The organism is Cytobacillus sp. FSL H8-0458 (genome assembly GCF_038002165.1).
Classification (GTDB): Bacteria; Bacillota; Bacilli; order Bacillales; family Cytobacillaceae; genus Cytobacillus.
In genome coordinates this window covers 2,363,531-2,378,101 of sequence record NZ_JBBOBR010000001.1, presented here as the reverse complement: position 1 = coordinate 2,378,101, position 14,571 = coordinate 2,363,531, and the positions used below count along the sequence as shown (strand labels likewise).

The following is a 14,571-nucleotide window of genomic DNA, read 5'->3' as shown; positions in this document are numbered from 1 at the left end:
TTCAGGGTGTGCTTTAAATTGAAGCAGGAAAACTGTGTTACACTAATAAAAAGAACTGAAAAAGCATACATATATCTTTAAAAACAGAAAGGGATATGACATGAATATATTGTTTGTCGGAGATGTAGTGGGATCCCAGGGGCGGGATATGATCACTGAATATGTACCGAAGCTTAAAGAAAAATACCGGCCGCATATCACGATTATTAATGGGGAAAATGCAGCAGGGGGAAAAGGAATTACGGAAAAGATTTATCGGGGATTTCTTGAGGCTGGTGCACAGGCGGTGACTCTCGGGAATCATACCTGGGATAATCGGGAAATTTTTGAATTTATTGACCGCGCGAAATATATGGTTCGTCCGGCTAATTTTCCTTCTAATAATCCTGGCAAAGGCATGGTTATTTTGAAGTTTAATACAGAGGAAGTAGCAGTTATCAGCCTTCAGGGCAGAACTTTTATGAATACAAGTGACTGCCCTTTCCAAAAGGCAGATGAACTGATAAAAGAAGCCCGGGAAAGGACTCCATTTATTTTTGTTGATTTTCATGCAGAAGCAACAAGTGAAAAACAGGCCATGGGCTGGTACTTGGATGGAAAAGTATCAGCAGTCGTAGGTACGCATACCCACGTGCAGACAGCCGATAACCGCATTTTGCCTGGCGGGACGGCCTTTATGTCTGATGTGGGGATGACAGGCCCTTATGACGGTATCCTTGGTGTGGAAAAAGAAGCAGTGATCAAAAGGTTTATCTCCGGGCTCCCGGTTCGATTTGAAGTTCCGAAAGAAGGCAGGAGCCAGTTAAGCGCAGCGGTCATTGAACTGAATCCTAAAACAGGATTGGCAAAAAAAATTGACCGGATCCTAATTAATGATGACCACCCTTTTTACTCATAAACTGATAAAAGACTGCATCCGGATGGCCGGATTGCAGTCTTTTTGAATTAGCAGAAACAAGACTTCAGATGCGTTTTCCTTGGACAAGCAGAAATCCTGAAGAAAATCTGCCTGAAACCCTGCTTTTTTTGTCCAAGCCGGAATATGTGAATTCCAAGCTGAATATAGTAGCAATGGAATGATATATAGACCTGGTGCTAAATTCCATCAAAGCGGCCTGTTTATGAACGGAAAGAAATTGCCTGTCTGATGGCATCCGGCCTTTCCAGAAGGTGAATCAACGCTTTGAGCAATGCATACAGGAGGGGTAAAACGAGGAGGAGCTAGGAATGGAAATATTAAAAGTTTCAGCAAAATCTAATCCTAATTCTGTAGCTGGTGCGCTTGCTGGAGTTCTTCGCGAAAGAGGAAATGCGGAAATCCAGGCAATTGGTGCGGGTGCATTGAACCAGGCTGTTAAGGCAGTAGCGATCGCAAGAGGATTCGTAGCGCCTAGCGGAGTGGATTTAATTTGTATCCCTGCATTCACGGATATCCTGATCGACGGCGAAGAACGGACTGCCATTAAGCTGATTGTGGAGCCGCGTTAGCCCAAAAGCTTCAGAATGGGAAATCATCCTTTGTCATATGCATAAGTCACAAAATATAGATTCTCACAAAAATAATAAAACCTGTTTGCGTCATAGGCAAACAGGTTCTTTTTTTAATAAGATAATGCTATGGAGAAAAAGAGGGAGGAAGAAAGCTTGAAAATATTTGATGCACATTGTGATGTTCTATATAAAATGTTTATGGACAGAAGGATTGACTTTCAAAATTCAGGCAGTCTTCAGGTAAATCTGGAAGCGCTTCAGGCATCAGGCTTAAAGGTTCAGTGCTTTGCCATATATGTTCCGGAATCCGTCCATACGGAAATGAAGTTCAACGCAGCCCTGTATATGGTCAATCTTTTTTACGAGAAAGTGCTTAAGCCCAATCCGCAATTAAAGCTCATTAGAAACCCCCGGGACATCGACATGCTGAAGGAGAATGAGACAGGAGCGATGCTGACCTTGGAGGGTTGCGATGCAGTTGGCTGCGATCTGCTTAAATTGAAGACACTTCTAAGGCTGGGAGTATCTTCAGTGGGATTAACATGGAATTATGCAAACTGTGCTGCTGATGGAGTGCTTGAGGAAAGAGGGGCAGGCCTTTCTTCATTTGGCAAAGGGGTTGTTTATGAATTAAATGCCAGCAAGGCATGGTGCGATGTTTCCCATCTTTCTGAACGGGGCTTCTGGGATGTTATGGAATGGGCCGACTACCCCGTTGCCACTCATTCAAACTGCTATTCGTTGTGCCCGCATCCACGCAATTTAACGAACGAACAGATTGAAGCGCTGATTGACAGGGACAGTGTGATGGGCATTACATTTGTGACTGAATTTTTATCAGGCAAACAAACAGCGGCAATTACTGATATTCTCAGGCACCTGGAATATGTATGTTCACTTGGGGGAGAGAATCACGTAGGATTCGGCTCGGATTTTGATGGTACAGATGGAAAAGTTACAGATTTGGAGGATGCAAGAAAATACGATAGCCTGATAAATGAACTGTTAAAATATTATTCTGATATACAAGCTGAAAAATTTTTATTTCGCAATTTTTATCGCAGGTTTCCAAGGTGAAAATGGTGAAAAAACTATATATCAAGGGGTGTAACTAACTTCAAAAATCCAATATTAAATGATCTTTTTACGATTTTTCAAAAAATAAAAAAATATTCATCTTTTAATCGATAAATATTCGGAAAGGGTTGCTTTTTTAGACACATAGGTCTAGAATTGAAAGCGTTTAGTACCCATCCATCTTCCAGAATATAGCCTTAAATGCATGTTGAAAATGGCCGGATTGACTGGACAAGTACTACACTGATATTTAAAAAGCGTTTTTACATAATTTCTTAACGTATCTAAAGGGGTGTAAGACATGATCAATCAACTTTCATGGAAAGTTGGAGGACAGCAAGGGGAAGGTATTGAAAGTACCGGAGAGATTTTTTCCATTGCGCTAAATCGTTTAGGCTACTACCTGTACGGTTACCGCCACTTTTCATCACGTATTAAAGGCGGGCACACGAACAACAAGATTCGCGTCAGCACGTCACAAATCCGTTCTATTTCAGACGATTTAGATATTCTGGTAGCTTTCGACCAGGAAACAATCGATTTAAACTACAAAGAACTTCACGATAAAGGGATCATGATTGCAGATGCGAAATTTGATCCTAAACAGCCAGAAGATACGAATGCAGCTTTGTTTGCAGTGCCTTTTACAGAGATTGCTACAGAGCTTGGAACATCCCTGATGAAAAACATGGTTGCTGTTGGTGCGACATGTGCAGTTCTAAATTTAGATATTAAAGTATTTGAAGAAGTAGTTCAAGAGATTTTTGGACGAAAAGGACAGCAGGTTGTCGATAAGAACATGGAAGCCATTCAGGCCGGCTTTGATTTCATGAAAGAAAAGCTTAGCGATGATGTGGAATTATTGGAGCTTGAAAAAGCTGACGGGCTGCAGCGTTTATTTATGATCGGGAACGATGCAATCGCTCTAGGTGCGCTCGCAGGCGGCTGCCGATTTATGGCCGCTTACCCAATCACACCTGCATCCGAAATCATGGAATACCTGATTAAAAAGCTTCCTGCGCTTGGCGGATCTGTTATCCAGACAGAAGATGAAATTGCTGCGGTTACAATGGCAATCGGTGCAAACTACGCAGGTGTCCGCTCACTGACAGCATCTGCCGGTCCTGGACTTTCCCTTAAGATGGAAGCGATCGGCCTTTCAGGGATAACTGAAACACCTTTGGTTATTGTGGATACACAGCGTGGAGGACCTTCTACAGGACTTCCGACAAAACAGGAGCAGTCTGATTTAATGGCAATGATTTACGGAACTCATGGCGAGATTCCAAAAATCGTTCTTGCCCCAAGCACTGTACAGGAAGCATTCTATGATACTGCTGAAGCTTTCAACCTGGCAGAAGAATACCAGTGCCCGGTTATAATCCTATCAGATTTACAGCTTTCTCTTGGAAAACAGACAGTGGAGCCGCTTGATTTCAGTAAGGTTGAAATCCGCCGCGGAAAGCTTGTTACAGAAGAACTTCCTGAAATTGAAAACAAAGGTTACTTTAAGCGCTTTGAGGTTACAGAGGATGGAGTTTCTCCACGTGTAATTCCTGGCATGAAGAACGGAATCCACCATGTTACAGGTGTTGAGCATGATGAAACTGGAAAGCCTTCAGAATCAGCTGCAAACCGCAACGCACAAATGGATAAGCGTTTCCGCAAGGTTGAAAATATTAAATTCAATACACCTGTTCACAAGAATGCACCACATGAAGAAGCGGACTTGCTGATCGTCGGCTTCAACTCAACAAGAGGTGCAATTGAGGAAGCTATGAGCAGGCTTGAACAGGACGGCATTAAAGTAAACCATGCACAAGTTCGTCTGATTCATCCTTTCCCAACTGACGAATTATTGCCGCTTGTAAAAACAGCTAAGAAAATCGCGGTGGTTGAAAACAATGCTACAGGACAATTAGCGAACATCATGAAGATGAACGTCGGACATGCTGAGAAAGTATATAAGCTATTAAAGTACGACGGAAATCCATTCTTGCCGCATGAAATTCACACAAAATGCAAGGAGTTGTTCTAAATGGCCACATTTAAAGACTTTCGAAATAATGTAAAACCAAACTGGTGCCCGGGCTGTGGAGACTTCTCCGTGCAGGCTGCGATTCAGCGTGCGGCAGCAAACGTTGGTTTAGAGCCTGAGAACTTAGCTGTCGTATCAGGCATCGGCTGTTCCGGACGTATTTCCGGTTATATCAATTCTTATGGTTTCCACGGCATTCATGGACGTTCACTTCCGATCGCCCAGGGTGTTAAAATGGCTAACCGCGATTTAACAGTTATCGCATCCGGCGGTGACGGAGATGGATTCGCGATCGGTATGGGCCATACGATCCATGCGATCCGCCGTAATGTGAACATCACTTATATCGTAATGGATAACCAAATTTATGGTTTAACAAAAGGACAGACTTCACCTCGTTCTGCGGCTGGCTTCAAAACTAAGTCCACTCCGCAAGGTTCAATTGAACAGGCGATTTCTCCAATGGAAATGGCATTAACAGCTGGTGCGACCTTCGTAGCACAGAGCTTCTCAACTGACCTTAAAGATCTGACTGCGTTAATCGAAGCAGGAATCAAGCATGATGGCTTCTCTTTAATTAACGTGTTCAGCCCATGTGTTACATACAACAAAGTAAACACATATGACTGGTTTAAAGAAAACCTGACAAAGCTTAGCGATGTGGAAGGCTATGATCATTCAAGCCGCGAAATGGCTATGCAGACTCTTATGAAGCACAGCGGTCTTGTAACTGGCCTAATCTATCAGGACACTGAGCGAAAGTCATATCAGGAGCTGCTTTCAGGTTACTCTGAAACTCCATTATCACAAGCGGATCTTCAACTTGATCAAGCTCACTTTGATAAACTTGCAGCTGAATTTATGTAATAGAACAGAAGCTCGGGGCACCCGGGCTTCTTTTTTTGAGTTTATTGTGACACTTGTCACACACAAAATACTAAATTTAGTCTAGTATTAGTGATTGTGCAGGACTAAAAATATCCCTGATCGTACATACAAGTAATAGCTGCTGATAAGTGGCAGAGTACGGTTTTCTATTGTTTTAACTATCAGAAAGCCTTATACTATAATAATGTGCACATGTATATTGCACAGCATGATATTAGCTGAAAATGAGTTTAAATGATAGATGCTGCTCAGGAGAAAGAGAAAGGGGATAAATGATGAACGAAAAACAACGATTAGAAAGCCAGCAAGTGCAAACAGCAAATCCTTCGGACAAAAAATCCGTAAAAGATTACAGCAAATACTTTGAAACTGTTTACACTGCACCTTCCTTAAAGGAAGCGAAAAAACGCGGTAAAGAAGAAGTAAAATATCATAAAGATTTTAACATCCCTGAAGAATTTCATGGCATGGGAAATGGCCGCAAATTCTATATCCGCACATACGGCTGCCAGATGAACGAGCATGATACCGAAGTAATGGCCGGCATTTTCCTTGGTCTTGGCTATGAGCCTACAGACTCAGTGGAAGATGCGAACGTCATTTTGCTTAATACATGTGCCATCCGGGAAAATGCCGAGAATAAAGTTTTTGGAGAACTTGGTCATCTTAAACATTTAAAAAAAGAAAAACCGGATCTTCTAATTGGGGTCTGCGGATGTATGTCCCAGGAAGAATCGGTTGTTAACAAGATTCTTAAAACATATAACCAGGTAGATATGATTTTTGGAACACACAACATCCACCGTCTTCCTAACATTCTTCAAGAAGCCTATATGTCAAAGGAAATGGTTATTGAAGTATGGTCTAAGGAAGGGGATGTAATTGAAAACCTTCCAAAAGTGCGCCGCGGGAATATTAAAGCATGGGTTAACATTATGTACGGCTGTGATAAATTCTGCACATACTGCATCGTTCCTTATACACGCGGAAAAGAGCGTAGCAGACGTCCTGAGGACATCATTCAGGAAGTTCGCCAGTTAGCGGCACAGGGCTATCAGGAAATTACCCTCCTAGGGCAAAACGTAAACGCATATGGAAAAGATTTTGAGGATATGAAATATGGCCTTGGCGACTTGATGGATGAAATGCGCAAAATCGATATTCCGCGCGTACGTTTTACAACCAGCCATCCGCGCGATTTTGATGATCATCTGATTGAAGTGCTTGCGAAGGGCGGAAATCTGGTAGAACACATTCATCTTCCGGTTCAATCCGGTTCTACGGATGTCCTGAAAATCATGGCACGTAAATATACAAGAGAACAATATTTGGAGCTGGTTCGCAAAATTAAAGCGGCTATTCCAGAGGCAACTTTCACAACTGATATCATTGTGGGCTATCCTAATGAGACAGAAGAACAATTTGAAGAAACAATTTCCCTATACAGGGAGGTAGGCTTCGAAGCCGCTTATACGTTCATTTACTCACCACGTGAAGGTACACCAGCCGCCAAAATGGTGGATAACGTTCCAATGGAAGTAAAGAAAGAGCGCCTTCAGCGCCTGAATGCAGTTGTAAATGAATTATCCGCAGAGGCAATGAAACAATATAAAGGCCAGACTGTCGAAGTTCTTGTGGAAGGGGAAAGCAAGAACAATCCTGAAATTCTTGCAGGATACACAAGAAAGAACAAGCTTGTAAACTTTAAGGGGCCAAAAACAGCGATCGGCAAAATTGTAAAAGTAAAAGTAACCGATGCAAAAACATGGTCCCTAAACGGAGAAATGGTTGAAGAACTAGATGCGGTTGAGGTGAATCAGTAATGGCTAAATACACAAAGAACGAGATTGTTGAACGTGCGAAGGATTTGGCACGTATGATTGCAGAGACAGAAGAAGTGGATTTCTTCAAACGTGCAGAAGCACAAATAAATGATAATGAAAAGGTTAGTGCTACCATTACAGCCATCAAAGGACTTCAAAAGCAGGCTGTCAATCTTCAGCATTATGGAAAAGCTGAAGCATTAAAGAAAACGGAAGAAAAAATAGCCAAATTGGAGCAGCAGCTGGACGAGATTCCTGTTGTACAGGAATTCAAGCAATCCCAGGTGGATGTTAATGAATTGCTTCAAATTGTAGCAAATACGATTTCCAACACAGTAACAGACGAAGTCATTACTACTACAGGCGGAGATTTGCTGAGCGGTGAAACGGGATCAAAGATCAAGAACAGCAGCTGTTCACATTAATTACAGAAACCGAAACACCCTGCACCAGTTAGTGCAGGGTGTTTTTTACGCTCTATATTTAAGGGAGGAATTGGTATTGGCCATGGGTTGTGGGGGGGGGGCCATTTATTGGTTTCGCAATAGTTCTACTGCCTTTAAAAATTCTTTTCTATACTCCTGCTGTTCAATAATCGCAGCATTTAATGTCGACAACAAGGATTGATTGAGCATTTTAGTTCCTGCATCATCAGACTTTTTGTCCAAAAAGTTAAGAAGAAAAGTATATACAAGGAGCAATGTCGAGTAATTATCCACATATGTGAGATTAATAGCCCGTCCGCCCTTTCCGCCGGCAGCATGGTTATTGATTGAAGGTATTCCGGCTTCTGCAGCCATATCAATAAACTCTTTTGGAATACCCAGCTGCTTGAGGACTTCCGGATCCAGATCCAGCTTTTGCATATTTTGACTTAGCATGGTACTCCCTCCCTTCTTTTTGGACATTGTAAGACTCTGCATAGAAAAATTGCTTTATTTATATTACGCTTTATTGCTTTGCTGCTGAGTTGTAGTGTTAACAGAAATAGCTGTGGAGTCTCCTCCATTTGCAATGTTGTATTGAGCTGAAAGAATCGGAATGTTGATCAGTGCAGCATTGACAGCAAATCCGCCTCCTGAAATCGGCAATTGGCCGTTCAGGTTTGTTTGCGGAAGGTTGGCTTGTGCAGCGAAAGTAAAAGCTTCAGCTTCGTTGCCGCTGTCTGCTCCATTTACTGCTCCTCCGCTTGGCAATACGCTATTGTCATTTTCGTAATCGTCATAGCATCTTGATAGCATGGTTTTCACCTCCTTCAATTGATTGAAGTGGCTGTTGTCCAGATTATGAATCTTTCTTCATCATGTCGGAAAGATCTAAATCCAGAAGCTTCTTACCGTTTACAGATAGTTTCACCTGTTTATAATCATCGGATGTTTCCACAACAGGCAGCAGATTTTTTAATGCAGGAATCATATTCCCGATCCCGGAGGAATTTTTTGCGAAGAGTCCTTCCAAGTTTTTCAATGGCTTAAGAGATTCCATTAGATTTCCTTTTAACTCTTCAGACTGAATTTTTTCTAATCCTTTTGTATAAATTCCGCCCAATGACTCAGTAAATTTGGCAACCATTTGTTCCGCGTATTGTTTTGCTTCTTCCCCTGTCAGCTCTTTTCCATTGATTGAAACTTTATAGCTGGAGTTCTCCTTGTCTGCCATTCCTGTTCACCTCCTTATCGATAGTTTATTATATTGATTCATTAGCCAAGCTGTCTCCGCTGGTGTAATAGGACAAACGTGCATTTTTCAATTACTTACCTATTGTGGAGTAGAGTAATCTGCTTAAGGCAGGCATTTTACATATATTATTCTCCTGAGGGATTTGATCAGACCGGAACATTCGCCCGCTTCCGGCATACTATAAATCATGCCAATACTTTTGCCTAACATTCATAAAAATTATCGCACACTAGTCTAATATCCCGCATAGGATGAATTGAAAATGAATGAGGAGGGTTCGCTCGCAATGGGAGATTACAGAGAGATTATAACGAAAGCGGTCGTTGCGAAAGGACGTAAATTCACACAGTCCAATCATACGATCTGCCCGTCACACCATCCGTCAAGCATACTTGGCTGCTGGATCATAAACCATACGTACGAGGCGAAAAAAGCCGGAAAAACAGTGGAAATCTGCGGCCATTATGACATTAACGTTTGGTACTCTTTTAACAATAATACAAAAACTGAAGTTGTTACCGAACGGGTTGAGTATAAAGATGTCATTAAATTGAAGTACCGTGATCCGGACTGTCTGGATGACCATGATGTCATCGCCCGTGTTCTGCAGCAGCCGAGCTGCTGTGAAGCTGTCATTTCTCCAAACGGCAACAAAATCATCGTCACAGTGGAAAGAGAGTTCATGGTCGAGGTGATCGGCGAAACAAAAGTTTGTGTAGCTGTTTACCCAGACAAATGCGAATGTGATGATGACGCTTGGGGACTTGATGTGGAAGATGAAGAATTCGAGGATTTAAATCCGGATTTTCTGGTGGGAACTGAAGAAGAGTAATGACAAACTAGGAGGTTTTGCTTCCTAGTTTTTCTTTTTATATTTTCATACGGTCAGCCAAAATCAAGCGAAATAACGACAGCACCTTCCATCTTTAGTCTGAATCCTTTAGAAGAGCATTTCCTTAGAATGGAATTATAGGATGTAAAGGGGAGAGGCGAGGATGAAAATATTTCAATTGAATTTAAAGTGCCATGATATGCACAGGATGAAAGAATTCTATACAAATGTGCTGGAAATGGAGCTGCTGGCGGAAACTGAGAGTTATTTTACGATTATCGCCGGCACAACAAAACTGCTTTTTGAAAAAAGTGATGCGATTCCTTATTACCATGTGTGTTTCCGGACCAATGCCGAATACTTTGATCATATGTTTCAGAAGTTAGGGGCTGAAAGTGTGCTGCTTCCAAATCAGAAAGGCGAGTACAGCATGTTTTGGAAAGGCAAGCAGGCATATTTTATCGATCCGGACGGAAATATTCTGGAGGTGCTGGAGCGTCCTTTAGAGGGAATAAAAAAGAAGGGGATCCAATGGCATGATGTCGGCGAAGTTGGTTTGCCTGTTAATGATGTTGCTGCAATGGAGCAGGAATTAGATCAGTACCTGAAAAATGAACAATTGGATTCCAGTGAGATGTTTGCCTTTTACGGGGACAGAAAAGGAGTTTTTGTCCTGGTGAAGGAGGGACGGAATTGGTATCCAACTGAAAAGGCTGCCGTTATTTCTCCTGTTAAAATATTTGCATCAGGAGAAAGGGATGCAAGGTTTAAGCATCAGGATTATCCATACGAAGTGATTGTGAGAAAGGAATGGGACGGGAGCATCCCGGCTGTGCAATTTCGCATTGCACGTCCGACAAATCAGCTTGATAAACTTATTGCCTTTTACGAAAAAGGATTGGGTCTGAAGAGAGTCGGCGAGTTTTGGAATCATGAAGGCTATGATGGGATCATGATCGGTCTGCCTGACAGCCAATACCATCTTGAATTTACTCAATCCAAGATAAGGATAGAGATTCCTCGGCCCACAAAAGAGCATCTATTAGTCTTTTATGTGGGAGATCGTCTGGAGAGAGATAACATTGCCGACAGGCTTGCTGCTTTTGGATATTTGGAAACAGAGCCGAATAACCCTTATTGGGGGAGAGGCGGATTGACGTTTGAAGATCCCGATGGATGGCCGATTGTATTGATGAATACCCCGGGTATATGAAGCTTCCGGTTTGCCGGGAGCTTTTCCGTATTATTTTTAAGATGATAAAGCCATGTTTTCCTGAATATGTTAAAATAGCAAAGTAGTAAAATGAATATAGAAAGGTTGAGTGTTTATGTTTAAAAAGGTTGCTTCTGATGTGCTGGGATTAAGTGATGTGGGAAGCGTCATTCACCCGGCTGATTATGACAAAGTCGATGCTGATGATTATGTCCTGCACGAAGATAATGAGAAAATCTATTTCCTGATCAAGTCCAAATCCGATGAATATTGCTTTACCAATAAGGCGCTTATTCATCTGGATGGAACCAGTGCAGTCAGCAAAAAACGCACTCTAAAGCGCTACAGCTACCGCGAATACACAATCTCAAATGTTATGCTGGAAACAGCCGGTACAGTTGATTTGGATGTGGAAATCAAATTCGTGATCGGATCTCAGGCCTTCTCAATCGACGTACATAAAAAGCATATCGAAGAATTGAAAGATTTATATAAAGCCCTGATCCGCATTTCCGAGATCTGCCGCGAAAATGAAGTTTCCATGGAATATGCTGAAAAAAGCCTAAGTTTGGCATCAAGCACCCTTGGACGGTCAGTATCCAATCAGGATGCCAACGTAGTGGACAATTTCCGCGTATTGAATGAAACAGCCTTCAACTGGCTGATGAACAGCCGCAAGAAATACAATGTGAAAGACTTCGGCTATGTGTTTGAAAAATATATTAATAACTAAGAATCCTGGCAGCTCTCCATTGGGAGCTGCTTTTGTATTTCTAAGCCTAATAACCAGTAAAGAAATAGCCAAGGCAAATATTGCACATCTGAGTCACCTAATAATCTATGATATAATGAAAAAGACGTTTTTAGAGGAATCCTCTAAAACAAAATTATAAAAATAATAGATTATGGATCGTTGGAGGAATTTATGGCAGCAGCATACACGCCTATGATACAGCAATATTTACGGGTAAAGGCAGAATATCAGGATGCCTTTTTATTTTTTCGCCTTGGCGACTTTTATGAAATGTTTTTTGACGATGCACTTAAAGCATCACAGGAGCTTGAAATCACTTTAACCAGCCGCGAGGGAGGCACGGAAGAACGTATTCCCATGTGCGGAGTGCCATATCATTCTGCACCGGTTTATATTGAACAATTGATTGAAAAAGGATACAAAGTCGCAATCTGCGAGCAAACAGAAGACCCAAAACAGGCAAAAGGCGTTGTGAAGCGGGAAGTCGTTCAGCTTATCACGCCTGGAACTATGATGGAGGGCAAAGGTCTTCAGGAAAAAGAAAACAACTACATTGCATCGATTACTGCTTTTGAAGATGAAACCTTTGGATTTGCCACCAATGATTTATCCACAGGTGAGACGAAGGTAACGATGTTAAGCAGCGGGTTTGATGAGGTTTTGAACGAGCTGTCCATGTCAGGAGCAAAGGAAGTGGTCATCTCTTCCGACTTTGATGGGGAATGGCAGAGGAGAATGAAAGAACGCTCTGTCATGGCGATTTCATTCGAGGATGATTGCGGAGTCCGGGACTCCTTTGAAGGACTTCTGGGTAATTTAAATCAGGACAAGCTAAGGAGAACATCTTCCAGATTAATTAATTACCTGTACCGCACGCAGAAGAGAAGTCTGGATCACCTGCAAACAGTGGCGACTTATCAAGTAAATCAATACATGAAAATCGATTATTTCTCAAAAAAGAATCTCGAGCTGACAGAGACCATCCGCAGCAAAGGCAAGAAAGGCTCGCTGTTGTGGCTCCTCGATGAAACAAAGACAGCCATGGGAGGACGTCTATTAAAGCAATGGATCGACAGGCCGCTTATAGATGAACAGGAAATCAAGCGACGTCATTCATTGGTTGAAACGCTGATAGGCTCTTTCTTTGAACGGGAAGAAATCCGGGAAAAGCTTAAAGAAGTCTATGATCTCGAACGACTTGCAGGAAGAGTCGCTTTTGGAAATGTAAATGCACGCGACCTTGTACAGCTGAAGAAATCTCTTCAACAGATACCTATTTTAAAAGAAATGGTCTCAAAGCTGCCGAATGAGGAAGCAGCGAGGCTTGCTGAGCGCCTGGATTCCTGTGAAGAAGTCACGGATACTTTGGAAAGCGCCATAATGGAAAATCCGCCGCTGTCTTTGAAGGATGGAAACATTATTCAGGACGGCTATCATGAAGAGCTTGATAATTATCGCGATGCCAGCCGAAACGGGAAGACCTGGATTGCCCAGCTAGAGAAGCAGGAACGTGAAAAAACGGGCATTAAATCTTTAAAAATCGGTTTTAATCGTGTGTTTGGCTATTATATCGAAGTAACCCGCGCCAATCTGCACCTTCTTCAGGAAGGGCAATATGAGCGCAAGCAGACCCTTACCAATGCGGAGCGATTTATTACGCCTGAATTGAAGGAAAAAGAGGCACTCATACTGGAAGCGCAGGAAAAGTGTGTGGAGCTCGAGTATGAATTATTTACGAATGTCCGCGAATATGTAAAAGAATATATTCCGAGATTGCAAAAGCTGGCGAAAACGGTTAGTGAGCTGGATGTTCTTCAGTGCTTCGCCGCTGTCAGCGAACAGAGACATTATACAAAGCCAAGTTTTTCAAATGAAAGACGAGTTTATATAAAAGACGGCCGCCATCCAGTCGTTGAAAAGGTGCTGAACGCACAGGAATATGTGCCAAATGACTGTTATATGGATGCGGACAGGGAAATGCTGCTGATTACCGGACCAAATATGTCCGGTAAAAGTACGTATATGCGTCAAATCGCATTGACTGCGATTTTAGGGCAAATCGGATGCTATGTGCCTGCTGCTGAAGCAGTGCTCCCTATTTTCGATCAGGTATTTACGAGAATTGGCGCCGCTGATGATCTTATTTCCGGCCAGAGTACGTTCATGGTCGAGATGCTTGAAGCGAGAAATGCGATTGTGAATGCCACGCAGAATAGTTTAATTTTATTTGATGAAATCGGGCGCGGAACATCTACTTATGATGGAATGGCTTTGGCGCAGGCAATCATCGAATATATACACAACCGGATTGGTGCGAAGACCTTGTTTTCCACCCACTACCATGAATTGACCGTGCTCGAAGAAGAACTGCAAAAAGTGAAAAACATCCATGTCAGCGCTGTTGAGCAAAATGGACGGGTTGTGTTCCTTCATAAAATTAAGGAAGGAGCAGCAGATAAGAGTTACGGAATCCATGTTGCCCAGCTTGCGGAGCTGCCGAATGAACTGATTGTCAGGGCCAATGAAATTTTAACAGGGCTGGAATCGAACGACCCTCATCCAGTGAAAAAAGAGATTCCTGCTACAGAAAAGATTGCAGAGCCTGCTGCGCAATTATCCTTCTTTGAGGAGCCTGAAGACGTGAAGAAACCTTCAATAGGCACTAAAGAAAAGAAGATCATTGATAAAGTCAGAGCGCTTGATATCCTGGATATGACGCCAATGCAGGCATTAAATTTATTATATGAGCTGCATAGGAAATTGAAGAATTAATAA

General features: G+C 42.3%; 14 protein-coding genes and 1 pseudogene. 12 read left to right on the top strand and 3 right to left on the bottom strand.

Annotation, left to right across the window (positions count from 1 at the left end):
- The first annotated feature begins 100 nt into the window (after nt 1-100).
- The 7 genes from NYE23_RS11555 (at nt 101) to NYE23_RS11525 (ending at nt 7,742) form a co-directional block, all read left to right on the top strand.
- Complete coding sequence (locus NYE23_RS11555; RefSeq protein ID WP_341077972.1) at nt 101-898, top strand: TIGR00282 family metallophosphoesterase; 798 nt, start codon at nt 101-103, stop codon at nt 896-898.
- A 329-nt stretch (nt 899-1,227) separates the two neighbouring features.
- On the top strand, nt 1,228-1,488 hold the full coding sequence (spoVS, locus tag NYE23_RS11550) for a stage V sporulation protein SpoVS (protein WP_009330666.1): 261 nt from the start codon (nt 1,228-1,230) through the stop codon (nt 1,486-1,488).
- Between the two features lie 156 nt (nt 1,489-1,644).
- A complete protein-coding gene (locus tag NYE23_RS11545) occupies nt 1,645-2,568 on the top strand; it encodes a dipeptidase (RefSeq protein ID WP_341077970.1) in 924 nt (307 codons plus the stop codon).
- Between the two features lie 301 nt (nt 2,569-2,869).
- Nucleotides 2,870-4,606, top strand: coding sequence for a 2-oxoacid:acceptor oxidoreductase subunit alpha (locus tag NYE23_RS11540; RefSeq protein ID WP_341077969.1), 1,737 nt, complete (start codon nt 2,870-2,872; stop codon nt 4,604-4,606).
- The gene (locus NYE23_RS11535; protein WP_197207314.1) at nt 4,607-5,473 is read left to right on the top strand and encodes a 2-oxoacid:ferredoxin oxidoreductase subunit beta; all 867 of its coding nucleotides are present in this window, start codon (nt 4,607-4,609) and stop codon (nt 5,471-5,473) included. It begins immediately after the preceding gene.
- Between the two features lie 293 nt (nt 5,474-5,766).
- Nucleotides 5,767-7,317, top strand: coding sequence for a tRNA (N6-isopentenyl adenosine(37)-C2)-methylthiotransferase MiaB (gene miaB, locus NYE23_RS11530; RefSeq protein WP_341077966.1), 1,551 nt, complete (start codon nt 5,767-5,769; stop codon nt 7,315-7,317).
- The gene (locus NYE23_RS11525; RefSeq protein WP_048008955.1) at nt 7,317-7,742 is read left to right on the top strand and encodes a RicAFT regulatory complex protein RicA family protein; all 426 of its coding nucleotides are present in this window, start codon (nt 7,317-7,319) and stop codon (nt 7,740-7,742) included. The genes miaB and NYE23_RS11525 overlap by 1 nt, the downstream gene beginning before the upstream one ends.
- A 105-nt stretch (nt 7,743-7,847) precedes the next feature.
- Here NYE23_RS11525 and NYE23_RS11520 read toward each other — a convergent pair whose 3' ends face one another.
- From NYE23_RS11520 to NYE23_RS11510, 3 genes are all read right to left on the bottom strand, one after another.
- Entirely contained in the window at nt 7,848-8,198 is a 351-nt protein-coding gene (locus tag NYE23_RS11520; protein WP_009330660.1) for a hypothetical protein, read from the bottom strand.
- A gap of 63 nt (nt 8,199-8,261) precedes the next feature.
- On the bottom strand, nt 8,262-8,558 hold the full coding sequence (locus NYE23_RS11515) for a hypothetical protein (protein ID WP_335691380.1): 297 nt from the start codon (nt 8,556-8,558) through the stop codon (nt 8,262-8,264).
- A 43-nt stretch (nt 8,559-8,601) separates the two neighbouring features.
- Complete coding sequence (locus tag NYE23_RS11510; protein ID WP_341077964.1) at nt 8,602-8,976, bottom strand: hypothetical protein; 375 nt, start codon at nt 8,974-8,976, stop codon at nt 8,602-8,604.
- Nucleotides 8,977-9,283: 307 nt separating this feature from the next.
- Between NYE23_RS11510 and NYE23_RS11505 the strand changes: the two genes are divergently transcribed.
- The 5 genes and pseudogenes from NYE23_RS11505 to mutS all read left to right on the top strand — a co-directional run bounded on the left by NYE23_RS11505 (nt 9,284) and on the right by mutS (nt 14,568).
- Nucleotides 9,284-9,829 (top strand): outer spore coat protein CotE, encoded by a 546-nt coding sequence (locus NYE23_RS11505; protein WP_035330703.1) that lies wholly within the window; start codon nt 9,284-9,286, stop codon nt 9,827-9,829.
- Between the two features lie 163 nt (nt 9,830-9,992).
- Nucleotides 9,993-10,307, top strand: a pseudogene (locus NYE23_RS11500) (VOC family protein); the annotation flags it as partial.
- A 345-nt stretch (nt 10,308-10,652) separates the two neighbouring features.
- Complete coding sequence (locus NYE23_RS11495) at nt 10,653-11,042, top strand: VOC family protein (RefSeq protein ID WP_341080699.1); 390 nt, start codon at nt 10,653-10,655, stop codon at nt 11,040-11,042.
- Nucleotides 11,043-11,157: 115 nt separating this feature from the next.
- On the top strand, nt 11,158-11,775 hold the full coding sequence (locus NYE23_RS11490) for a PH domain-containing protein (RefSeq protein ID WP_048008949.1): 618 nt from the start codon (nt 11,158-11,160) through the stop codon (nt 11,773-11,775).
- A 192-nt stretch (nt 11,776-11,967) separates the two neighbouring features.
- Complete coding sequence (mutS, locus tag NYE23_RS11485) at nt 11,968-14,568, top strand: DNA mismatch repair protein MutS (RefSeq protein ID WP_341077963.1); 2,601 nt, start codon at nt 11,968-11,970, stop codon at nt 14,566-14,568.
- The last annotated feature ends 3 nt before the right edge of the window (nt 14,569-14,571 follow it).

Coding starts and splice junctions, on each gene's coding strand:
- NYE23_RS11555 (WP_341077972.1), top strand. CDS start 101: ATGAATATATTGTTTGTCGGAGATGTAGTGGGATCCCAGGGGCGGGAT.
- spoVS (WP_009330666.1), top strand. CDS start 1,228: ATGGAAATATTAAAAGTTTCAGCAAAATCTAATCCTAATTCTGTAGCT.
- NYE23_RS11540 (WP_341077969.1), top strand. CDS start 2,870: ATGATCAATCAACTTTCATGGAAAGTTGGAGGACAGCAAGGGGAAGGT.
- NYE23_RS11535 (WP_197207314.1), top strand. CDS start 4,607: ATGGCCACATTTAAAGACTTTCGAAATAATGTAAAACCAAACTGGTGC.
- miaB (WP_341077966.1), top strand. CDS start 5,767: ATGATGAACGAAAAACAACGATTAGAAAGCCAGCAAGTGCAAACAGCA.
- NYE23_RS11525 (WP_048008955.1), top strand. CDS start 7,317: ATGGCTAAATACACAAAGAACGAGATTGTTGAACGTGCGAAGGATTTG.
- NYE23_RS11520 (WP_009330660.1), bottom strand. CDS start 8,198: ATGCTAAGTCAAAATATGCAAAAGCTGGATCTGGATCCGGAAGTCCTC.
- NYE23_RS11515 (WP_335691380.1), bottom strand. CDS start 8,558: ATGCTATCAAGATGCTATGACGATTACGAAAATGACAATAGCGTATTG.
- NYE23_RS11510 (WP_341077964.1), bottom strand. CDS start 8,976: ATGGCAGACAAGGAGAACTCCAGCTATAAAGTTTCAATCAATGGAAAA.
- NYE23_RS11505 (WP_035330703.1), top strand. CDS start 9,284: ATGGGAGATTACAGAGAGATTATAACGAAAGCGGTCGTTGCGAAAGGA.
- NYE23_RS11490 (WP_048008949.1), top strand. CDS start 11,158: ATGTTTAAAAAGGTTGCTTCTGATGTGCTGGGATTAAGTGATGTGGGA.
- mutS (WP_341077963.1), top strand. CDS start 11,968: ATGGCAGCAGCATACACGCCTATGATACAGCAATATTTACGGGTAAAG.